The sequence below is a fragment of the Pseudoalteromonas ruthenica genome, assembly GCF_008808095.1.
GTDB lineage: Bacteria > Pseudomonadota > Gammaproteobacteria > Enterobacterales > Alteromonadaceae > Pseudoalteromonas > Pseudoalteromonas ruthenica.
In genome coordinates, this window is sequence record NZ_CP023396.1 from 758380 (window position 1) to 780611 (window position 22232).

Consider the following 22232-nt stretch of genomic DNA (forward strand, 5'->3'; position numbering starts at 1 on the left):
AAGGCCGATATTTGTCGGCCTTTTTATTGCCTACCTATGCAAGATACCTTTTCCTCAGAGCTTGATGCTTTACTAAAATGTGCGCCAGACACAAAAGGGTTGGCGGTGGCCTTAAGCGGTGGCCTCGATTCTATGGTGCTTTTAGAGTTGGCTTGGCGCTATGCTCAGCGTGAAAACCTAGCGCTGTGTGCTATTCACGTTCATCATAACTTGAGCGCTGATGCCGATCAGTGGTTAGACTTCTGTGCACAGCAGTGTGAGCAGCGTGAGATAGCGTTTTTCAGCGAGCGTGTCCGCATTGGCACACAAACACGTCGTGGTATTGAAGATAAAGCTCGGCAAGAGCGATATCAAGCACTTGATAGCTGTGCGCCAGCGGGTTATGTGTTGCTACTTGGTCAACACCGCGACGACCAAGTGGAAACCTTCTTTTTACGCCTTAAACGTGGTGCTGGGTTGAAAGGGCTTGGTGGCATGCAGGCGTTGAGCTATTGGCATCAACGGCCGCTACTACGGCCCCTGCTTGGTTTTTCTCGCGCCGAGCTTAACGAGTATGCAGAGCGTCAGGGCCTGCTTCATATTCATGATGAATCAAACGATGATAACGGCTTTGATCGTAATTTCTTACGCAATCAAGCATTACCGCTACTCAGTGCGCGTTTTAACGGTTTTTATAAAAAAGTCGCGCAGAGTATGGCAATCATACAACGCCAGCAGCGTTTGTTGGATGAAATTGCGCACGATGATATTGCCAACGCCCACGGCCAGAGCTCACTTAATCTAACATCACTACGTAAGCTCAGCGGCGCACGCTACCACAATGCGTTACGTTATTGGCTACACAGCCATGATGTGGTGATGCCCAGTGAAAAGCAACTACAGGACTTAGCTCAGCAGTTATCTTGCGCTCGCGCTGACAGCCAGATGCAAGTGGTATTGAAGCGTTTGCACGGCTCGCCAAGTGTATTACGCCGGTATCAAGACCATGCTTATTTGTGCACGGAGCAACCGAGCTTGGAAGCGCTGCGTTTAAGCACTGATTGTACGAGTGTGAAGTTGATTGATGGCACCGTACTGAGCGCTCAAGCAGGCGAAGGAGTGCGCCCTCTAGAGGGAGCAGAGCAATTGAGTGTGCGCTTTGGGCAGCTAAGTAGCGTGATTCGTCCTCATAATAAAGCGCACTCTAAGAAGTTGTCACAGTGGTTCAAAGCCCTGCAAGTGCCTCCGTGGCAGCGTCAACGCGTGCCGCTTATTTACTACGATGATGTCTTGGTGGCCGTGGTCGGCTATTTCTATAATTATGATTATTTCAGCAAAAACGGAGTGCAATGGCAGTGCAGCGAACGCCCCAAGTAGGTTTATCTTTAGTCAACAAAGCCCCTGCGGCACTAGCCGTTACCTTCACGTTATTAGTGATGGCACTGCTGCTGAGCACATTACATGTCAATGTATTGGCATATGCAGGGTTCAGTGGCGTTTTATGCGGTGCTTTGTTACTCGCTTACTGGCTAGGCAAGGGCGGTATGTTTTTCGTGCTCGGGATACTGGCACCGCTGGTGAGTGTTATTGCCATTGATATACCCAGCTTTACATCCTTGTTTCAGCTGATTTTGGCATTCTTCTCTGGGTTTTGGCTGCTATTGTGTGTGTTTAAGTTAGTGCGCTCTAAAGTGTGACTGTTAGCCTCACCATAATGGGTATCGCGGCCTAAGTTCTTCGCTTGATATAAGGCTTTGTCGGCGCGGGCAAATAAACTCATACTAGAGTCTTTGGCCTCAGCCAAGGCATAACCAATACTGCTTGTCACACCATGACGAGACATCAACGCATTGGCATGCACCGCCTTTTGCACTCGCTCGGCGACAACTTGGTTGGTATCAAAATCGTCGTCGTCAATCAGCACTGCGAACTCATCGCCGCCAAAACGAAAGACCGAGTCGGTACCACGTACTGAACTTTTTAGGATCATGGCAAACTCTTGTAGAGTTTCATCGCCTACTTGGTGGCCCTATTGGTCGTTAACCTGCTTAAAGTTATCTAAATCCAATAACATCAAGCTGAAAGGACGGTTCTGACGGCGGCAAACCTCGAGCTTCTTTTCCATGCCAATATTGAAGTCGCTGCGATTATTCAGCCCCGTTAATGGGTCGCGCGTGGCTAGGCGTAACACCCGATTGTAGGTGAGGGCGTTGCGCAGTGGATAGCTGAGTATTTGGTGCCATTGTTTAAGCTGCGTACAAAGCTGATCGCTAAACGGGCTGTGGCTGTAGTACACCAGTTGCCCGAGATGCTCTTGTTCAACGTCAATATCGAAGCGATTGGCGACACTGGTGTTGCGGCTGTTGCTCATTTCACTGACGCCCAAACTACTGTGTAATTGCAGGCCATCAAAACTGGCATAAGGCGCCACAAATTGCGCGAACGTATCAAGCAACACCACCACCTCCAGACTACGCTGAAGTTGCTGGGTTAACGCCACGACATTGACCGCAGATTGCGGGCGGCAAAACGATGCCGCTTGCTGCTGATCATGGCTTGATTGTGTATTGGCATAAGTCAAAATGTGGACATTATCCATCTATTGCACTCCCAGACTAAATTCGTAGTGTTTATAAGCGAAAAACATGCCAAATTTTTAAACTGGATATAAAACAAGCCCTTGCTATAGTTAATGGTAAAGTATTAGCCCAGAGTCAGGTCTTTGACGCCAAAGGAGTGCCATGCAACAGCTGTTTATTGAATTGATGGGTCTATTACTCAGTGCGGTGATCTTAGTGTGGATGTTTAAACGCCTTGGATTGCCGCCCATCTTAGCGTACTTAGCCACAGGATTGTTGGCCGGACCGCATGGATTTGCCTGGCTTGCCAATGGCCATGAAATGCATGGTATCGCTGAGCTTGGCATTGTCTTTTTACTATTCAGTTTGGGCCTCGAATTCTCCCTGCCACGCTTGATTGCCATGCGTAATATCGTGTTTGGTGTTGGCTTACTGCAAGTGGTGCTCACTTCTGCGGTGTTTTTCTTGTTGTTGTGGGGTTTTGCGTTTGACGCGTTGAGCGCGTTTGCCATCGCAACGCTAATGGCGCTGTCCTCTACGGCGGTAGTGGTTAAATGCTTGAAGGACACCGGGCAGCTGCAGAAACGGCGCGGTCAACTCGCTGTTGGGGTGTTGCTGTTCCAAGATTTAGCCGTGGTACCGCTGCTTATTACCATCCCGTTACTGGCCAGTGATACTGAGCAATCATTAACCTATAGTTTGGCAATGGCTTTGGCTAAAGGGGCCGTTGTGTGCACCTTGCTGTGGGCCATCGGTAAATGGTGTTTGCCACGGATCTTCAATGAAGTGGCGCGAATGCGTAATGAAGAGCTGTTTGTATTGACCACTTTATTGGTGACGTTATTTGCCGGTGGGCTAACTTACTGGTTCGGGTTATCCATGGCTTTAGGGGCTTTTTTAGCGGGAATGATGTTGGGTGAAAGCCAGTATCGGCACCAACTTGAAAGTGATATTCGGCCGTTCCGGGACATCCTTATGGGGCTCTTTTTTGTCACCGTGGGGATGCAGTTAGACCTGGCCTATGTATTAACGCATGCCCATATTATTTTTGCCGCGTTAGCGGTCTTGATGCTCAGTAAACTGGTGTTACTGGCTGGTATTGCGCAACTGATGGGAGAGCGCAAAAGCGATGCTTTAAGTGCAGGCTTGATGCTCTGTCAAATGGGGGAGTTTGGCTTTGTATTGGTGGCTTTAGCTGGGAACCAGGGAATTTTTGCCGGTGAGTTGGCGTCGTTTCTCATCGCCTTAGGGGTGTTTTCCATGGCCATTACTCCGTATTTAATAGAGCACTCGCCTAAGTGGGTACATCATCTTTTTCGCGCCAGTACAGAAGCCCCCGAACGCATTGAGTGTGTTGATGAAAGCCTCAGTGAGCATGTGATAATTTGTGGCTACGGGCGAGTTGGACAAAATATTGGGCGCTTTCTTTCCAGTGAGGCGTTGCCTTTTGTTGCCATTGAACTGGACCCTTACCTCGTGCAACAAGGAAGAAACTCCGGTTACCATGCCATGTTTGGCGATGTCACGCAAAAAAGCATTCTTGAGCGCGCAGGAACAGCACAGGCGCGTTTGGTGGTGATTACCTTCACTGATCTTAGCAAGGTACAAATGGTCGCCGAGGTAGTGAAACAAGTCGCGCCGCAGGTGAATATCCTCGCGCGCATGCCCGATGATGCCCATCTTGATGAGTTAAAAGAAAGTGGCGTGTCAGAGGTCGTGCCTGAGTCGTTAGAAGCGAGCCTGATGTTGTCGTCTCATGTACTATTTATGAGCGGGGTGCCGATGAAACGCATTATTCGCCGGGTTAGCCAAGAGCGAGAAAACCGTTACTCCTTATTGCACAGTTATTATATTAGTGATGAGGCGCCACATCGCGATGAAAACACCGAGCGTTTAGAGTACTTGCATGTGTTTGCTTTGGCAGATAACGCCTATGCCGTGGGTAAAACCATCGCCGAGCTCAACTTGCAAGCGCGGCGTGTAAGTATTGCCGCGTTGCGCCGTCAAGGACGTGAGATAGAAGCGCCCAGTATTGAAACCAGTCTACAGGGGCATGACGTGCTGGTATTAAAGGGTAAACCACGGCGAGTAGAGCGTTGCGAGCGCTTTTTACTCAATGGCGGCAGTTAATCGAGACACAAAAACGCGCGTAGTTGCCCCAATTGCGCCAGCCCGTCCTGATAACCTAGCTCCATCAAGTGTTGGGTATAACGGCGTTCAAACAACAAGTAGCTCGGTAAGCTCGACTCACTGTAGCGTTTTACGCCGATACCACGTAGTAGGGTGCGAATGGCCAGCGGCATATCATCGTAATACTCGCTACTAATGGCATTAAAGTTATGTGATGGGTTGATCACCATCGTATCGATATGCTTGAGCTCACGATGTTTATCTTTCGCGCTCAACAACCCCACCGTACGGTTAATGCGCTCAAGACGCTCTAAATCACCATGCAGTGTGTCAGCAAACACACTGTCCAACAGATGCCCCGCGATATGCGAAATGCCCGGGTAGTGCGGCGCATATTTACGATGTTCCTCTTTGGGCTGTTCAACACCGATAACAAAGATACGCTCGGCACCAAGGTGAATGGCGCTGGACAGGGGAGACATCTGGTGAATGGAACCATCACCATAGTATTGGTGTCGAATCTTTACGCTGGGAAAGACCACGGGAATAGCACTGGAGGCCATCAGGTGTTCTAAATGGATGCGAGCTTTGACACCCTGACGTTTGGCCCGCCGCCAGGGTTTGGCCTCATTGCTTTGGTAGAAAGTAACGGAGTCACCGGTACTGTAGTTAGACGCAGTGACTGCTAACGCATCGAGCACACCACGGTGAATGTTACGGTCGATACGCTCCATAGGCAGCACTTCGGCTAATAACTGCCGCAGAGGGGCATTGTTGAATAAGCTCGCTGGGGCATGGTTGGCGTGCCCAGAGCGAAAGCTCGATAAAATATTTTTTATAAGGTGGCCGAATACATGCGCAAAATCACTGCGATAAACATCGCTGGTGTGAAACTGTCCCCAGACTTGCTCAAGCTTGCGGCTCGCCAAATGAGCACACGAAGCCCAACATCCAAGCGCCACAGAGTTAATTGCTCCGGCAGAGGTGCCTGTGATCACTTTAAATGGCAGTGGCGCCGTTCTTGGAAGGCTTTGTGTTAGCGCTTTGAGGACACCTACTTGATAAGCGGCCCGCGCGCCGCCGCCGCTCAGTAGCAACGCTGTTCCAGCGCGACCGCAATTAGTTTGCTTTCGCATTGTATTTGCACTTAAATGGACACATAGTGTTAATGTAAAAGATTCTAAAATAAAAAGATATGCTCAACGGCGAGTATACTCGCAGCAATTAGGGCAGATTACTTTTTGAAGATTGGCGATTTTGACTTTTTCATAACGGAGCCTTTATGAGTGAACAACCTACCGAACATGAGAGTAAACGCGGACCCAGCCGTAACAACATCATCCTAGCATTGGTGGTATTAGTGGTGTTGGCTGTGGTGGTAATTTTTATCGTCAGCAAACAATCTCAACAGCCTTTGCCACTTGAGGCCCCCCCCTGAGCCTGCGCAGTTGCCAGTGGAAGATAAACCTCAGCCTGTTGCAGAGCCCGAACCTGAAAATAAACCCCAAGCCGCGCCGACAACCACAGACGTGAGCAACCCCGATGAGCAGCAACAGCGTCCACAGTCTCGTGAAGACGAACAGCCCGAGCCGCAACCCGAGTTGCCGGCCTTGGACGATAGCGATGAGATGGTCAGCGCCAGCTTGCAACAATCACTGGCTCAATCCAGCGCTAATTTGCTGGTCAATGATGACTTGATCCGCCGCACTGTGGTGTTTGTCGTTAATCTCGCCGAGGGGCGTGTGGCCACAAACCACTCACCAGTGGAAAAACTCGAGCAGCCTTTCACCGTGGAAGAGGGCGATGTGCTGACGATGGATCCGCAGAGCTTTGAGCGCTATGACCCGTATGTTGGTATTTTGACCTCAATGAATACCGATCAGTTGGTGGCACTGTATGAACAATATGAACCGCTGATTGAACAGGCTTATGGTGAAGTTGGCGATCCTAACAGTAGTTTTGAGGCGCGCTTAAAGCAGTCGATTGACTTGCTTTTAGAGACACCCGAAATGACTACTCAGGTCCCCTTATTACGGGATTCAGTCACCTACAAGTATGCTTATTCCGAATGGGAGAATTTACCACCCGCTCAGAAGCAGCTATTACGCATGGGGCCAGAGAATGTAGAGAAGGTAAAAGCGGTGTTGAAGAAACTGCGCACAGAATTGGATTAATTCAACGTTCGTGAAAAAAGGGGCCAACGGGCCCCTTTGTTATTACTAATTGGCGGTGATCGATAAATTTACACCCGTGGCGCTATTATAGCCGTACAAATCAATGTACCAAGTTCCACTTTGCGGGTTGCTAATGGTACAGGTTTCATTGTTACCATTTTTGTATGGACGGCATTGCCATTGCGACTGACTCGACGGTGAGCCAAGGTTTAAATACAGATCGGCATCGCCGCTACCGCCGGATATACTCACCTGTAATTGTGAATAGCCGCTAGTAAGAGGCTGCTCAAAGCGTTGCCATTGAGAAGACGCGACAGAAATAGGCCCTTCGCTACGATTAATGGGAGTTGGACCGGTTGAATCTGTTTGATACTCACCGACCAGATTGACACCGGAAATGGCATTCCAGGCCTCAACCATCACGTAGTAAGTCCCTGTTTGTGGCGCGCTAAAGCTACAGCTTTCGGTGCTTGATGCCGTGGTGCTTTTGCAATCATAGCTATTGAGTGTCGGTGGCGTGCCAAATTGCACGTATAAATCAGCATCACCGCTGCCGCCATAGGTATTAAAGTTAAGATCAGTGGCATCGCTGGGTACATCCATGGTGTAAAGTAGCTGTTCCTTAGCGCCAGCGCTAAGGCCAGACTCAACCACACTGTTAGTGAGCTCGTTATCACTCGGTGGTGGCGGCGCAGAGCCAGCACTTTTCGCAAGCTCAGCGAGATAAACACTGGCCAAGCGTGCAAAATTGATGGCATGACTGGCATCAAACAGGTCATCACCACTGGTGTGAATTCGGTAGTTGATATCACTCATTTTTGATTCAAACGGCATTGAGGCGGCAAAGCCTTGGTTATGCCAAGAGGCATGATCCGAGCATCCGTAACCACATTGATCATAGCCAATAACCAGGTCACTAAGATAAGTGCTGGCAAGGTTTGCCATAAATTGATTCTGGCCGCTATTGGTATAGTCGGTCATCAATACAATATCTTCAGCTGAGCCGTTATTACCGGTCATATCAAACTGCGCCATGCCCACCACATTGATGCCTTGGCTTTTGTAATCGCTAGCTATAGCGCCGGAGCCTCTGAGTCCCACTTCTTCAGCCGCAAAGCCCATAATTTTGATGGTGCGTTTAGGCTTAAAGTCACTGTCGACGACTGCTCGCAGCGTTTCGGTTAATACTGCAATGCCGCTGGCATTATCATCAGCTCCTGGTGCACGACCTTGGCTGGGTGATGATTGGTTAATCGAGTCTAAGTGACCACCAATGATCACCACTTCATCACTTAACTCTTGTCCGGCGATTGTCACCACCACCGAATCTTGAGCCCAACTATGGTTGTAACTTTGCACGGTGATGTCACTGCGACTACTGGCGATTTGTTGCCAGTGGGTGCGTAACCAATCTGCTGCATCAACACCGCTTTGTTGTGAATAATAACGGTTATGAAATGCTGCTAGGGTACTTACGGTGTTATCTAGACGAGTGGTGCTCAGCTCAGCCAGCAGCGCCTGGGCTGCAGCGGGGTTATCGATGCTGTAATTAACAGTGGTAACTGTTTGCGTGTTATTGACTTGAGCCTGTTGCAAGTAGGCTTTCGCCGCTTGCTCAGATTCATGATAAATAAAGCCGCCACAGCGTTTGTATTCATGGTGCATAAAATCGCTTAGCCGATGTATATGCTTAGGATCTATAGCGATAACATCAACTGCTGTGCCAGCGATTGATTGCGTTGCAGCGCTTTGCCACTGTGTTTTTTGCTGTTTTTGATAGTGCGCCATGGCATGGGCCTCGACCGTGATCCATGCCTTTTCCGGTGCCGCTAAGGCGCTGTTCGTAGCGCAAGTAAGCGCCGCACCGATGGCGAGGTAAGAATATTTCATAAGCTGGGTCCTTAAATGAAAAAGGGGCCAGTAGCTGGCCCCTACTCAGGGAGAATGATTTAGTCTGCTTGGATGGTTAGGGTGACACCACTTGCTGCGCGGTAGCCACGTAAATCCATATGCCATGTACCTGCTTGCGGATTGCTAAAGGTACAGGTTTCTGAGTTGCCATTGCGATATGGACGACAATCCCAGTCGCTGGTGGTTGATTGCGAACCAAAGTTGACATACAGATCCGCATCGCCGCTACCACCGCTAATGGTTACCGTGAGGTTACTGTAGCCACTGCCAATGTCTTGGCTAAAACGAGCCCAGCCGCCTTGGTTAACACTGATGTTGCTCTCGGTGCGATCGATCGGCGTTGGCCCTGTGCTACCATCGTCATAGTTACCTTCTAAGGTCACATTACTGATTTGGTTCCACGCTTCGACCATGACATAGTACTCACCGCCTTGAACGGGGCTAATTGCACATGACTCAGTACTGGTTGATGACGTGCTGTTACAATCGTAATCGTTAAGCGTTGGACGTGAACCATATTTCACGTATAAATCAGCATCACCCGAACCACCTGAGGTGTTAAAGGTAAGGTTCGTTGCACCTGCGGGTACATTCATAACGAAGAACATTTGTTCTTTCGCCGCACCGGAAATACCTGTACGTGGCACGCCGTTGGTGATTTCTTCATCAGGTGTTGGCGGAGTTGAACCACAGTCACTACCCGCGCTTAGGCTTGATGTTACCCCTACGGCTGCGAGGGCTGCTTTGACATCGTTAGGCTCATAACCAAGATCGCACGCGGCATCCATCACACCGTTACCTGCTAAGTCCCAGTTAGTGCTCGCTGTCCAATAAAGCTGGTTAGCACGTGCCATGGTCTTAAAGGCCTTTTGTGTATCCCAGCCGCTGGTGGTTGCCAACAAATAGAAGGCCTTGTTGTACACCCCAGAACTGTGATGCACATCCATGCCTGAGTAGTAATCTGATTGATTACCAATGGAGCTGCCGTCTTGTGGCGGGTTAGCCATGTAACGTAACGCACCATTACCTTTGAAGATTTGCTCACCGACGAGCCAATCATTACTACCCAGCATGTAAGCTTCCGCAGCTTCACCGGCCATATCGGAGAACGCTTCATTTAAGCCGCCTGATTTACCAGAATAAACCAATCCGGAGTTTTGTTCGGTAAAGCCGTGGCTGACTTCGTGTGCAGACACATCGAGGCTGACTAATGGGTAAAAGGTTGTGGCGCCGTCACCGAAGGTCATCGCTTGGCCATCCCAAAACGCATTTTCATAGTTATTGCCATAGTGCACGCGCATACGTAACTGGAATGACAATGGCGCAGTACCAACCCAGTCGTTGTACATATTAAACACTACGTTGCCAAAGTAATGGGCATCATTAAGAGGTGAATAAGCGCCATTCACTTGCTGGTAGGTATTTTCTGGGCAGGTAAAGCTGTACGCTGTTGAGCCGCTAGTACCATTATTGAGGTTAATGGTGCGCACATTGGCGTTTTCCATGGTACAAGTGCTGCCAGATTGGCTCACATCCAAATAGCCGTAGTCGGTTCCGTAATTGTATTGTCCGGTTTTCTGGTTGCCGCCTGGGCCGGTGGCATCAGCATGCTGTAAATTGTCGAACTGATGCAATACATTACCGCTTTTGGCGTCGATAATCATGTAGGGACGCGACGGGGTATCACCATAACTATTGTAGGTCACCTCATAAGCAAGGTGCGCTTTGTTCGCATCGTCTAACCAAATGACTAAGCGAGATTGCTCATTCTCGATGGCAGGCGCTGCTTTGCCTTGATGCATTTTACGATGCATGGCGCGCACTAGTTTGCCTACTTGCTTCTTACTTACCTTGGCGTTTACCGAGGGGACGTCGGCAGCGATGTTATTGACCACGGCGCCATGGGCACGAATAAGCTGATCATCTTTGTTGTATGTTAGAATGGCATGATCACCGATAACAGGAATGCCTTTGTGCATTTGCTGATAGCGAAACGTTTTATCGCCGTTTTGACTGTTGTACTGCTTTACAACACTGATACCATCCTGAGTATCAAGGCCGAGTACCGTTGCAGCGGGGGAGGCTGAAACGGCAGTCGACTTTGCCATCATAATATCTTTAATTTGATTTTGTTCACTTAGGTAGGTTTTTTGCGCCGCAATACTCGTTGCGGGCAAAATTGCTGCCAGTGAAACGGCTATTGATAAGGTTGATAGCATAAATCCTTGAGGTTTATTCATTGTTTGCTCCCGATTAGTTTTCCCGAATGGGTGGTGCTGAGCACCGCTAATGCTCGTTTGATCCTACAAACTTCTTCAAAGCGAGCGAGCCTAATTTAGTCAAAATGGGTACTAATGTAAAATAAAAGTAAAAATTATTAATTTAAAACTAAACAAATATTAAATTTATCTAGATTTCTCAATGCCTTGACGAGTAATTTAATGTGTTAAAACGTAATTAAGGTTAAAATGTGTACACTTTTGTTTCCAAAATGTGTAAGCGAAAGGTTATTGCTTCGCGTTGGGTTAGCGAGTTACAAAAGTGGAGCAGAGCTAAAGTGATGCGTATTACTGCGAAATGGTCAGTTACTAGGCAGTTAGTAGTAAATAGTAGGATTTTCCTTGAATCCCAGTAGTAAAGTCGCGATAATCCCTCCTGCGCCCAACGAAGGCCCTCGATGGTAGCCTTATTGGTCCTCTCGCAACACTAGCAGGTGAATCTGGTCAGGCCCGGAAGGGAGCAGCCACAGCGTGTGACGTGTGTGCCGAGATGTGGCTGGTAAGGCTGCCACCCAAATTTCCCCCTTGTTGTTTGAAGTTAAAGTTGACATAAATTTGAACAATAAGTTGTCATAGCCAAATTTTAGTCAGTGCGCTAGAAAGCAGCTATTATCGACGCAAAACCAAGTACTCTAGAGTTAAAACCCTTTTTAAATTCGCCAGTCAAAAGATCAAGGCGACCTGTCTCTTAGAGTCGGCATTAGAGTTCGGTGCTTGTTTCCACTTCGAATATTCCCCAGCGATTGTCGCATTCGAGGCTTAGCCTCTAGGCTTTAAATAAGACTATGTGAACTGCCGCGTAGGCAGCTGAAATTAGGCTAGGAAGTAATCAATCACAACATGTTATTTTTAACTGCTGAAAAGGCAGGGCTAGACATCTTACACCCCAGCAAATACTGGGGTCTTTTCTGTTATTCAAAACGGTAATCTGAGGTATATCTAACCGTATTGAGTTAGGTTAGGAGCTTTCCTATAAATAGTGTTCGAATATTTAGATTGGCAATGTTATCACTAACAGCCGTTACCTGCCCCAAAACAAGCTAGAAAATTTTGCTCAAAGGACTAACAACACCGTTTGCGCCTTGCTGTAAAACATGCGTATATATTTGCGTTGTCTTCACATCGGAATGACCCAGTTGAGCTTGCACGGTTCTAATATCTGCACCACTTTGTAGTAAATGAGTAGCAAATGAATGTCTAAAAGTGTGAGGCGTTATAGGTTTTATTATTTGTGCTTTTTCGGCGGCCTCTTTAACCGCTTTACGTACACCTGTTTGATGAAAATGATGTCGGCGAATCTCGCCAGTTTCAGGATCAGCATTTAACTTATATGAGGGAAATAGATACTGCCAAGCAATTGACTTATTGGCGCTAGGATATTTTCTTGCTAGTGCCTTTAGCATCCATACACCAGCATATTGTTCATTCTGGGAATCTAATTTTAAGTATTCATCAGCCTGAGCTATTTGATTTCTTAGCAAAGGTATAAGTTCTGTGGCGAGTGTAACCACCCGATGTTTATTCCCTTTACCATTCCAGATCCGAATGCACTTGTAGTCAAAGTCAATATCCTGAACTCGTAGTTGAACAGCTTCCATTACACGTAAGCCGCTACCATACATTAAACCTGAAATTAAATAATATCGTTTACTTAAAAACGACATGAGGAGTTTAACCTCCTCGGGGGTCATAACAATTGGTAACTTAGATTGGCGCTTGCTTCTAACAAACGTTAGATTCGGACACAATTCCTGTTTAATTATTTGCTTATACAAAAAAGATAACGCATTTAACGCTGTCGCTTGTGTTTTAGATGACACATTCCGTTTAAGTACAAGGTAGTCGAGATATTCGACAACCTCGTTATTGCCCATTGAAGCTGGGTGACGTTTATCATGATAATGAATATAGGAAGAAATCAACTTAAGATATGTATCAACGGTTCTGAGTGAATATTGCTTAGTCAACATTAACTCGGCGATGTGATTTAAAAATGGTGAACTAGTTCTCATTGAGCTAGCTCCAATAAGTACTTGTATATATGTACAGTATTGTTGTGTTTCTCCTATAGTCAAGAAAACGACCCATTGGGTCGTTTTTTTCTTATAGCAATGTAACGTAACTTCAATGCTGGCAAGTACTTCCTAAATTTGCTATCAATGGTCTAAGGACTAAAACGAGACAGGTTGCGGCAGAAAAACGACCCAATCGCTCGATATTAAATTGTTAGATTCCCTATAGAGATCTCATATGGAACCAAAAGATTTACACGGATTTGCTTCTGATAGGCCGATCACAAAAGTAGAAGAGGACCTGTTGGGACGGTCAGGCTTTTCCACGGACTTGGCTAATGCAATGGCAAGTTGGCATGGAAATGATAGCTTAGTAGTAGCTCTGCATGGTGACTGGGGATCAGGGAAGTCTTCTATTAAAAACATGGCCCTATCTCGACTAGCGGAAATAACAGAGAAAAAACCTGATGTAATTGAATTTTCCCCATGGGAATGGGCAGCTCAAGAAAAAATAACGGCCTCCTTTTTTCAAGAAGTATCAAAGTCAATAGGTCACACAGATAAAAGCAAGTCTGGGAAAAAGTTAGCGGCAACTCTTAAAAAATATGGTCGGTATCTTAATACGGGTGAAACAGTAGTATCAGGTTTTTCAGCGGCTCTCCCTACACTGTTTGTATTCGCAACCCTTATAGGGGTTGGCGGTAATTTTTCAAACGAGGCTTGGGTAAGCAACGTTAGCACTACTATTCTACTGGTTTTGGGTGGATGGGCTGCAATATTAAAGTGGGGCAAAGGCTTCCTTGACAATTTGAGTGGAAATGTTGAGGCGACTGCCAAGGAAAAAGAGCAGAGTTTGAGTGATATAAGACAGGAATTGACAGGATTATTACTCGAAAGGAAATCTCCATTGATCGTTGTAATGGATGATTTGGATAGGCTGACATCATCCCAATTAAGGATGGTTTTTCAGCTTATAAAAGCAAACTTGGAATTTCCGAATGTGGTCTTCCTTCTTCTATTTCAGCGGGATCTGGTAGAAGATAAAATGAATGACGGGGCGCAACAGGGTCGAGACTATTTAGAAAAAATAATTCAGGTGCCTTTTGACATACCTCAAATAGAAACTACACGACTGCATAACTTATTGTTCAATCAGTTAGATAAAATTATCGAGCAAGACAAATCAGCTGCAAATATGTTTGATTCGGGACGGTGGGGGAACCTATTTCACGGGGCTCTAAGCGCATATTTTGACAATCTGCGAAGCGTTTATAGATACACCTCCACTCTATCATTCCATTTTACACTACTTAAAGGCAAAAGTGCTTTTGAGGTCAACCCAGTGGATTTAATGGCAATTGAGTGCCTAAGAGTTTTTGAACCTGATGTTTACAAGGAAATCGCACGCGCGAAAGAGATATTCACTAAAAATGGTTCCGATAGATATGGAAGAAGCCAGGAATCTGCTGCTGCCCTAATTAATAGCATATTGGATAAGGCTTCTGAGAATAAGCGAGATGCTGTAAAGGAAATGGTAGAGCAACTATTTCCAACAATAGAATGGGCTTTGGGAGGCTCACACTATTCTGGAGATTATTCTAGTACATGGTTAAGAGAGATGCGTGTTTGTCACCCCTCTAACTTTGATAAATACTTTCAATTTTCAATTCCAAGTGGGGAACTCTCAAACTCAGACCTGCAGGAAATGCTTAGTCTAACTGCTGATTCTGACAGGCTTTCTTCATTTATCTTGTCCCTCAAAGAACGTGGCATTCTAAAAAATGCTCTTTCACAGTTTGAATCATTCACAGATGAAGTGCCTCTTGAAAATGGCAGTGCGTATATTAAGGGAGTTTTAGATATTGGTGACCAAATTGATCATGAATCAATTGGGTTTACGATGTTTAGCTCGAATACACATGCTGTAAGGCTTGTTGTTTGGTTTCTACGGCGCATTGACGATCTGGAGGAGCGAGGCAAGCTGCTTTTAGAATGCTTCAAAGCGTCAAAAGGTCTCTCTATTGTCGAACACATATTACAAGGCGATGAAAATCGCAGAGAGAAAGCTGATGCTGACCAGATACTACGAGATGAGGAGTTTGAGCTGCTTAAAGCCGAGTTTGTAAAAAAGCTGGATGAAATGTCTGAAAATGCGCCTAGCGAACTACTTTCTAATGAACACTTGGTTTCTTTTTTGTATAGATGGAAGCGCTGGGGAGATGAGAATAAAGTTATAAACTGGTTAAAGTTGCAGACTCAGACTGCCGAAGGGTGTTTGACCTTGTTAAAAAGGTTTGCAAGTAAATCTTCATCTCAGGCAATGGGAGATTACTTAGTTAAAATTACTACGTACATAAAGCTTGAGAGCATTGAAAACTTTCTAGAGATAGCACGAATTCAAGAAAAAGTAAGGGATATTGATGAAGACAAGGTCGATTCCCAAGCGAAAGTAGCATTGAAGGCTTTTCATGATGCACTTGAAAAGAGAGAAAAAGGAATCGAAGACGATTGGTAATGAATCTAACAAAGCGCTGCTGTCGGACAACTTTTCCGCTGCGCTCCAAAGTTGCCGCAGAGCTCGGCGTTAGTTGCAGGACTTACCCAAAAAAAGTAGACACCTTCTATAGTTAGAAAAGAGGTGTCTCATGACTAGAAAGAAAAGAACCCTGGCCTATACCGAAGATTTTCGTCGCGAAGCGGTTCGAAGGGCGGAGCAACCCGGAAATACCAACAAATCCGTCGCCGAAGAGCTGGGGATCAGCGCCCAGCAAATTTATAACTGGCGTAGGCAATTCAACCGTCTTTCCGACAAGCAATTTAATACCGTTCAAGGCGTTGATTACTCGAAACATGAAAGTGAGGAACTGCGCCGCCTCAAGCGCGAGCTACACGACCTGAAAGAGGAAAATGAATTCTTAAAAAAGGCAGCCGCGTACTTTGCGAAAAGCCAGGAGTAAAGTACGCGCTGATTGCGCAGTATGTAGGCCAGTTCCGGATCACCTTGATGTGCAGAGCATTGAAAGTCTCACGCTCGGGTTTTTATCGTTACCTGAGCCTGTCCACTTCCCATAAACTGAGACAGACATAATTAGAGTTTTCTGTAATGATTAATGCAGGAGACGACTATGAAAAAATCACGCTATACAGAATCTCAGATCATCGCAGTATTAAAAGAAGTCGATGCGGGTAGGAAGGTTGAGGAAGTGTGCCGTCAGCACGGTATCAGTAGTGCAACCTATTACAACTGGAAGTCCAAATACGGTGGGATGGAAGCCTCTGACGTCAAACGGTTGAAGGAGCTTGAAGAGGAAAATGCCAAGCTTAAAAAGATGTTTGCAGATGTTAGTTTGGAAAATCATGCGATTAAGGAGCTTTTCGCAAAAAAGGGTTGGTGACAGCGGATAAACGAGAATGCGTCAGCGTAATGGTTGGTGCGGGGCTAAGTATCGTAAGGGCTTGTCTGTTTGTTGGCATTGGCCGTTCGACCTTTTATCGCCCTGAACGAGACTGGCGTAAAGCAGATGCTGCTGTCATTGATGCTATCAATGCCGAGCTTGAGAAGTCGCCACGAGCAGGCTTCTGGAAGTGTTTTGGCCGAATGCGCTTCAAAGGCTTTCCCTTCAACCATAAGCGCGTTTATCGCGTGTATTGCCAGATGGGGCTGAACCTAAAACGAAGAACGAAACGTGTGCTACCCAAGCGAATTGTTCAGCCCTTAGAAGTGCAGGAGCAAGCCAATCACCAATGGGCGCTCGATTTTATGCATGACACATTGTATTGCGGTAAACGATTCAGAACGTTAAATGTGGTGGACGAAGGAACGCGAGAGTGCCTTGCAATTGAAGTGGATACCTCGTTGCCCGCTAGCCGTGTCGTACGCGTGTTAGAGCAGCTTAAGGCTGAGCGCGGATTACCGAATCAGCTGCGCGTAGATAATGGCCCAGAGTTAATATCGGCCACCCTGACTGATTGGTGCGAGGCCAATCACATTGAGCTGATGTATATCCAGCCTGGCAAGCCGCAGCAAAATGGCTTTGTTGAACGCTTTAACGGTTCATTCCGCAGAGAGTTTCTTGATGCCTACTTGTTTGAGAATCTCAGCCAAGTGCGAGATATGGCTTGGTTCTGGCGATTGGATTATAACGAAGAAAGAACCCATGAAAGTCTCGGAAACCTGCCACCGGCTGCTTACCGAGCAAAACTGGAAGATTCTAATTTAGAACTGTGTCATTAACGGGGAAGTGGACAAGCCGAAAGCCGAGCGATAAAGCACAGAAACATGCTGAGTTGGCCCATCATGTGAAAGAGGCTTATGAGGTCTTTAAGGCACGCTACGGCGCGCCCAGACTCACCTATGAACTCAATGCCAGCGGTGTTCGATGTAGCCTCAATACGGTCGCTAAAATTATGCAAGAGCTGGCTCTCAAGGCAAGAAATGGCAAGGCGTTTCGTTACAGTCGCAGCTGCTATTCAAACTCGAATGTAGAAGGGAATGTGCTTGCCCAGCAGTTCATCACAGAGCGTGCCAACAGGAAATGGGTATCAGATATCACTTATATCCGTGTTCGCGGCCAGTGGCTTTACCTGGCCGCTGTGATGGACCTGTTCTCAAGGGCGATTGTCGGTTGGGCATTAGACACGTCGATGACGGTCAAGCTGATTTCAGATGCTTTCAACATGGCACTGGCCCGCAGGGAGGTTAAACCAGGTTTGATGCTTCACTCAGATAGAGGCGTGCAGTACCGCGCGGTGGCCTATCAGGATTTAGTGCGTTCATCAGGTGCGATAATCAGCATGAGCCGAAAGAGCAATTGCTGGGATAATGCGGTGATGGAATCCTTCTTCAGTCGTCTCAAAGTTGAGCTGATTTATGCCGAGATATTCCACTCGATACAACATGTTAAATCCTGTATGTTTGAATACATTGAAATATTTTATAACCGCAAACGACGTCACTCAGCGTTAGGCTATCTCAGCCCGCTGGAGTATGAACAACGGTTTGCGTAATAACCTGTCTACTTTTGATGGGGAAGACCATTGCCTCAAGGATGGTTCATGTTTCAAACTCTGGTTATTTGCCTCTTTATTTTGTCTATCTTGGCATTCATAAAAAGTGTAAGTGTTTTCGTAGAAACATGGAAAGCTGAAGCACCAATGCATTGGCGAGAGTGGAACGAGCCAGAATTCATAGATCTTTACAGACAAATGTTCACATATCTGTGGCCTGTAATTTTCGGTAAAGCGTGTGAAGATGCAAATTCCGACTTACTTGTTAAAAAGCGAAATGATATTAGGTTCACTTTAATTCTCGTTGTTTTATTGTTTATCGCTGGTACTGCTTTTAATGGTTTTTCCTTTGAAGTGTCACCTCGTTGGGTAAACTAAACGGCAACTAACAAGTTACTCAAAAGGACGCAAAACGCTTGGCTTGCGCTCCTTCGTCGCTAATTTTAGCCAAGCATTAATGCGCCCATTAGTAAGGCGTTATGCGGTGTCAGAGTATTGCACATGGATTATGTGAATTATCATTTTGAAGAAACGTTGAAGCTTTTGGTGATTCTGTCATTACCTGCAGAAAAGCAGATTGAAGCTTTTGGCTTTGGTAATACAGAAGAAGAAATTGCTATAGATTATGAGCAGCATTATAAAGAAAATGAGCTTAAATTTATTGAGCATGGCCTCATAACAAATGAGCAGGCGTCACTTCTAAGTAAGATTGATTCATTCTTTGAGGTCAGGAGTAACACAGATAATGACGCGTTTTGGAGTGGTATTGAAAATCACTCGGACTGGGAAATTCTTCGAACAATGGCGTCTAATTCTTTGGGTGCTCTTGGCAAAAGTAATCTAGGTGTTTCAGTTAAAATCACCAATGAATACAGTAAAATTACAGGCGGTTTGGTAATTCAAAAAATAGTGGTTGATCTGGTTGAAAACAGCGCATAACAAACGGCTGCATTTGACCGTCAACATTCCGTTAGTTTTTTATTGACGCTACGCTAACAAAAAACCAACTCCATATTTCCGGCAAATGAGCCGGGCGTTAGGTAAAAGAGGTTTAAATGGAATTAAGTTTTCAAACAGAATCCGTGGCTTTATTTTTTTTAGTACTTTTCTTATTAACGGTTTTGCCGGTAAAAATAGGTGCTACACTCTTTGGTGCTGAAAATAATGAATTTAAATATTGCGCTATTTCGGTGTTTATAGGCACTCTACTAGCTGTTGTTTGTTCAAAGTTAATTGGTGGGCTATCAGGTTTGCTTGCAAGCTACATAGCCGTTTCTTTTGTTTATTCAAGAGTTCTCGGCTTATCTTTATTGTGGTCTTTTCTTTTTACTTTCGGTGTTTTCCTTATTCAAGTAGCTATAGCCCAAGCCCTTACAAGGTTTGGTATTTTTACCTAACAATGTTGTAAACGCGGACAAATAACAGTTGGCTTTGTTCGTGCGTCACAAATTTTAGCCAACTATTATCAGCCGGTTACAACGGCGTTGTTATACGTTTCTCAAAATTGGTACCGAGGAAGTTAAAATATGAATTTGAAGCAATTTTTAGCTCTACCAGAAGAGCACTTTATAGATGCTGAGTCTGCAACTAAGTTAAATTTAGATCTATCAACTAAAACTATAGGCGATATTCCAACTGAAAAACGCGCATTAGTTAGCGAATATCTCTTAAATGCTCTAAATATGAATTCTGTTGAAAGCAATATAAAACCAGCTCTTGATAATCTGTTAACTGAGTTACAAAATGTATAACAAAGCCATTATGGCAGGGACGCAAAACGCTTGGCTTGCGCTCATTCTTCGCTAATTTTAGCCAAGCATTTTTGCTCCCAATAGCGGCGTTATGTTTAAAGAGGCATGGATGAGAATACTGTTGATAATTTTGACTATGTTCTACACATGTTTGAGCTGGTCTCAGAATCTCCCAGAGAATGCATCAAAAAATCCATTTGGAGGCGGTTGGAAGTGTGATCGGGGGTATTACAAATCTGGGCAGAAATGCTTGAAGGTTCAAGTCCCTGAAAATGCGAGTATTGATGTATATGGCAGTGGCTGGAAGTGCAATAGAGGCTTCAAAAGAGCGGGTAGCTCATGCAAGGCCATGACTGAGCAAGAATTCCAGAGACAAATGGAGCTTGAAAAAGCGGCTATTGCCGAAATGCAACGCCGAAGAGCCCAAGGGGTGAGCGGTGATGACTGCGATACAGAGTACAAAACAAACGCTGAAGTTTGTGTTGAAATTACTGGGGGCGATATAGATTGTAACGAAAGCTATTCTGGTAATTATTATAATGATTGTGACGTTTCGCTTAACTATGAAGTAAGCACCGATTACAGCGGCGGTGCATATCTGGACGTTGAAGTCGAATGCACGGTTGAGATTGAATATAAGGGCAGAAACACTTATTCAACTCAATCAGACTCAAGTTATGAAGATGAGTCTCATGATTTATATGCTCACGATAGTGGTAGGGAAACTCTTACTTTCAACTTCTCATTTGGGTCTTATCAAGAGATCACGAGCGCAAAAATAAGTAGTGCGGTGTGTGAAATTGATAGCGTGGATATGTACTAAACATAACAAGGCGCTGCTGTCGGAAAAATTTTTCGCTGCGCTCCAAATTTGCCGCAGAGCGCAGCGTTACCGAATAAATACTCTAACGTGTTTCTGTCCAAAAATGGGGGGGGTTGAAAGTCAGATTATTTAATTGGTTGTATGATGCACTAGCCGAACGACTGAAAATGCACAAAAGGGGCACGCGAGGGTCAATATCTGGAAAATAAGGAACTTTTTGTCAGCTTTTACTTCAAACTTATGTCAACTTATAATTCCATAAAATCCAGATACAGCCCGGAACAAGGGCTCGTACTATGTCAACTTATACTTCAAACAAGCTCACTGAAAAAGCACAGCTGGCTCTGTCTTCTAGCCAGCTGTTTCAATTTCAATAGCCCATCATGTAACCAAATCAGTTAAAGCTCAGCGTGTGGGCCAAACACTTCGTAGTGTATACGATGATCACTCACCCCCAGGGCGATTAAGTGGGTTTTTACAAACTTCATAAAGGCCAGCGGTCCACATACGTAAAAATCACCATCGTCGATGGACAGAGTGATAGCTGAGAAGTTCATGAAGCCGTTAAATGTATTTACCATGTCGCCTGACTCGTGGTTATACCAGGTCGCATGTTGCCAGTGGTGGTGCGCGCATAGCTTTTCAGTGTGCTGAGCGAACGAGTGTTGAGCACGGGTTTCGCAAGCATGGAGATAGGTCACTGGGAAGGGGTAATTACGCTCGGCAAGGGTTTCTAACATGGCTTGCATGGGCGTTACGCCTACGCCTGCAGAAATTAATACCACAGGGGCTTGTCGGTCTTGCCAGAAAAAATCTCCCGTTGGTGCATGTAAGTCAACGATGTCGCCAAGTTTAAGATGATCATGTAGGAAGTTCGACATGACTCCTGTATGTTCCCCCACCTCACGCTTGACCGAAATGCGGTAACTTTTGCCGTTTGCTGTGCTCGATAGCGAGTATTGGCGGATTTCGGTGTGAGCCGAAGTAGAGGGCTTAAGCTCGATAGCAATGTATTGCCCGGGTTTGAAGTCCATAACTGCTTGCTGATCAACGGGCTCGAACGTAAAGCTGGTGACCAGCTGTGATTCCTTTACCTTGTGAGTCAAGCTAAAGGCGCGCTTGCCGCGCCAGCCACCGCTTGCTTGCTCGCGAGCTGTATACAGTGCCTGCTCACGCTGAGTAAACAGTTGTGCCAACACCGCATAGGCAGCGCGCCAAGCCTGCTCAACCTCACAACTAAAGCGGTCACCTAGCAGCTCGCGCATGGTTTCAATTAAGTGATGGCCAACGATGTGGTAATCATCAGGCTGTATGTTAAAGCTCACATGCTTGTTAGCAATACGCTCCACGGCGTGCTTGAGTACAGCGACATTATCAAGGTTGTTAGCATAGGCCATTATAGCTTCAAATAGTGCCACTTTCTGGCGCCCTGAATGTTGATTACTTAAGTTAAATACGTCTTTTAATTCAGGGTTATGGGTAAACATCCGTTGATAAAAATGATCGGTCACTGTCGGCCCTGCTGCACTTATTAAGGGCAGCGTTGATTTAACTGTATTGATGTGGTGTGAAGATAACATGCATACT

At 45.9% G+C, this 22232-nt stretch carries 19 protein-coding genes, 1 other RNA gene and 1 pseudogene; 15 read left to right on the plus strand and 6 right to left on the minus strand.

From position 1 onward, the window contains the following. Window positions 1-36 precede the first annotated feature (36 nt). Both tilS and PRUTH_RS03655 read left to right on the plus strand, forming a co-directional pair. The gene (gene tilS, locus PRUTH_RS03650) at window positions 37-1356 is read left to right on the plus strand and encodes a tRNA lysidine(34) synthetase TilS (protein WP_151172541.1); all 1320 of its coding nucleotides are present in this window, start codon (window positions 37-39) and stop codon (window positions 1354-1356) included. Then, window positions 1329-1676, plus strand: coding sequence for a hypothetical protein (locus PRUTH_RS03655; protein ID WP_257221019.1), 348 nt, complete (start codon window positions 1329-1331; stop codon window positions 1674-1676). Before tilS ends, PRUTH_RS03655 begins: the two co-directional genes overlap by 28 nt. Here PRUTH_RS03655 and PRUTH_RS19265 read toward each other — a convergent pair. Continuing rightward, a pseudogene (locus tag PRUTH_RS19265) lies at window positions 1601-2578 on the minus strand (GGDEF domain-containing protein). The gene PRUTH_RS03655 and the pseudogene PRUTH_RS19265 overlap by 76 nt on opposite strands. Window positions 2579-2720: 142 nt before the next feature. On the opposite strand from PRUTH_RS19265, the gene PRUTH_RS03670 reads away from it, so the two are divergent. After that, entirely contained in the window at window positions 2721-4688 is a 1968-nt protein-coding gene (locus PRUTH_RS03670) for a monovalent cation:proton antiporter family protein (protein ID WP_138547517.1), read from the plus strand. Here PRUTH_RS03670 and PRUTH_RS03675 read toward each other — a convergent pair. Further along, the gene (locus tag PRUTH_RS03675) at window positions 4685-5824 is read right to left on the minus strand and encodes a patatin-like phospholipase family protein (protein ID WP_130149057.1); all 1140 of its coding nucleotides are present in this window, start codon (window positions 5822-5824) and stop codon (window positions 4685-4687) included. The genes PRUTH_RS03670 and PRUTH_RS03675 overlap by 4 nt on opposite strands. A gap of 146 nt (window positions 5825-5970) precedes the next feature. On the opposite strand from PRUTH_RS03675, the gene PRUTH_RS19270 reads away from it, so the two are divergent. Together PRUTH_RS19270 and PRUTH_RS03680 are read left to right on the plus strand one after the other, a co-directional pair. Further along, window positions 5971-6126 (plus strand): hypothetical protein, encoded by a 156-nt coding sequence (locus PRUTH_RS19270; RefSeq protein WP_257221021.1) that lies wholly within the window; start codon window positions 5971-5973, stop codon window positions 6124-6126. A gap of 16 nt (window positions 6127-6142) precedes the next feature. Then, window positions 6143-6862, plus strand: a complete 720-nt coding sequence (locus PRUTH_RS03680; protein ID WP_257221023.1) for a DUF3014 domain-containing protein — start codon at window positions 6143-6145, stop codon at window positions 6860-6862. Window positions 6863-6907: 45 nt separating this feature from the next. Here the strand turns inward: PRUTH_RS03680 and PRUTH_RS03685 are convergent, their stop codons facing one another. Together PRUTH_RS03685 and PRUTH_RS03690 are read right to left on the minus strand one after the other, a co-directional pair. Beyond that, window positions 6908-8752, minus strand: a complete 1845-nt coding sequence (locus tag PRUTH_RS03685) for a M20/M25/M40 family metallo-hydrolase (RefSeq protein ID WP_151172544.1) — start codon at window positions 8750-8752, stop codon at window positions 6908-6910. A gap of 59 nt (window positions 8753-8811) precedes the next feature. Beyond that, complete coding sequence (locus PRUTH_RS03690; protein WP_371741516.1) at window positions 8812-11013, minus strand: M4 family metallopeptidase; 2202 nt, start codon at window positions 11011-11013, stop codon at window positions 8812-8814. A gap of 447 nt (window positions 11014-11460) precedes the next feature. Between PRUTH_RS03690 and ffs the strand changes: the two genes are divergently transcribed. Beyond that, window positions 11461-11557, plus strand: an RNA gene (gene ffs / locus PRUTH_RS03695) — signal recognition particle sRNA small type. A gap of 535 nt (window positions 11558-12092) precedes the next feature. On the opposite strand, the gene PRUTH_RS03705 is transcribed toward ffs, so the two are convergent. After that, window positions 12093-13064 (minus strand): integron integrase, encoded by a 972-nt coding sequence (locus PRUTH_RS03705; RefSeq protein WP_151172545.1) that lies wholly within the window; start codon window positions 13062-13064, stop codon window positions 12093-12095. A 238-nt stretch (window positions 13065-13302) separates the two neighbouring features. On the opposite strand from PRUTH_RS03705, the gene PRUTH_RS03710 reads away from it, so the two are divergent. The 9 genes from PRUTH_RS03710 (at window position 13303) to PRUTH_RS03750 (ending at window position 20645) form a co-directional block, all read left to right on the plus strand. After that, window positions 13303-15579 (plus strand): KAP family P-loop NTPase fold protein, encoded by a 2277-nt coding sequence (locus PRUTH_RS03710; RefSeq protein WP_151172546.1) that lies wholly within the window; start codon window positions 13303-13305, stop codon window positions 15577-15579. A 130-nt stretch (window positions 15580-15709) separates the two neighbouring features. After that, window positions 15710-16021: a transposase gene (locus PRUTH_RS03715; RefSeq protein WP_218939688.1), complete on the plus strand. Its 312-nt coding sequence runs from the start codon at window positions 15710-15712 to the stop codon at window positions 16019-16021. A 168-nt stretch (window positions 16022-16189) separates the two neighbouring features. Continuing rightward, window positions 16190-17298 (plus strand): IS3 family transposase gene (locus tag PRUTH_RS03720; protein WP_151172498.1). Its coding sequence is split into 2 segments (ribosomal slippage): window positions 16190-16439 and window positions 16439-17298, totalling 1110 coding nucleotides; the frame shifts between segments, so codons are not numbered across the junction. Next, window positions 17289-18071 carry an IS3 family transposase gene (locus PRUTH_RS03725; RefSeq protein WP_151172547.1) on the plus strand — a complete coding sequence of 261 codons (783 nt, stop codon included), beginning with the start codon at window positions 17289-17291 and terminating at the stop codon, window positions 18069-18071. Before PRUTH_RS03720 ends, PRUTH_RS03725 begins: the two co-directional genes overlap by 10 nt. A gap of 48 nt (window positions 18072-18119) precedes the next feature. Then, window positions 18120-18449, plus strand: coding sequence for a hypothetical protein (locus PRUTH_RS03730; protein ID WP_045978945.1), 330 nt, complete (start codon window positions 18120-18122; stop codon window positions 18447-18449). Between the two features lie 123 nt (window positions 18450-18572). After that, the gene (locus PRUTH_RS03735; RefSeq protein WP_151172548.1) at window positions 18573-19010 is read left to right on the plus strand and encodes a hypothetical protein; all 438 of its coding nucleotides are present in this window, start codon (window positions 18573-18575) and stop codon (window positions 19008-19010) included. A 116-nt stretch (window positions 19011-19126) separates the two neighbouring features. After that, on the plus strand, window positions 19127-19468 hold the full coding sequence (locus PRUTH_RS03740) for a hypothetical protein (RefSeq protein WP_151172549.1): 342 nt from the start codon (window positions 19127-19129) through the stop codon (window positions 19466-19468). Between the two features lie 129 nt (window positions 19469-19597). Beyond that, window positions 19598-19822 carry a hypothetical protein gene (locus PRUTH_RS03745; RefSeq protein ID WP_151172550.1) on the plus strand — a complete coding sequence of 75 codons (225 nt, stop codon included), beginning with the start codon at window positions 19598-19600 and terminating at the stop codon, window positions 19820-19822. Window positions 19823-19913: 91 nt separating this feature from the next. Continuing rightward, window positions 19914-20645: a hypothetical protein gene (locus PRUTH_RS03750; RefSeq protein WP_151172551.1), complete on the plus strand. Its 732-nt coding sequence runs from the start codon at window positions 19914-19916 to the stop codon at window positions 20643-20645. Window positions 20646-21043: 398 nt separating this feature from the next. Here the strand turns inward: PRUTH_RS03750 and hmpA are convergent, their stop codons facing one another. Further along, window positions 21044-22225: an NO-inducible flavohemoprotein gene (gene hmpA / locus PRUTH_RS03755; RefSeq protein WP_151172552.1), complete on the minus strand. Its 1182-nt coding sequence runs from the start codon at window positions 22223-22225 to the stop codon at window positions 21044-21046. Between the last annotated feature and the right edge of the window lie 7 nt (window positions 22226-22232).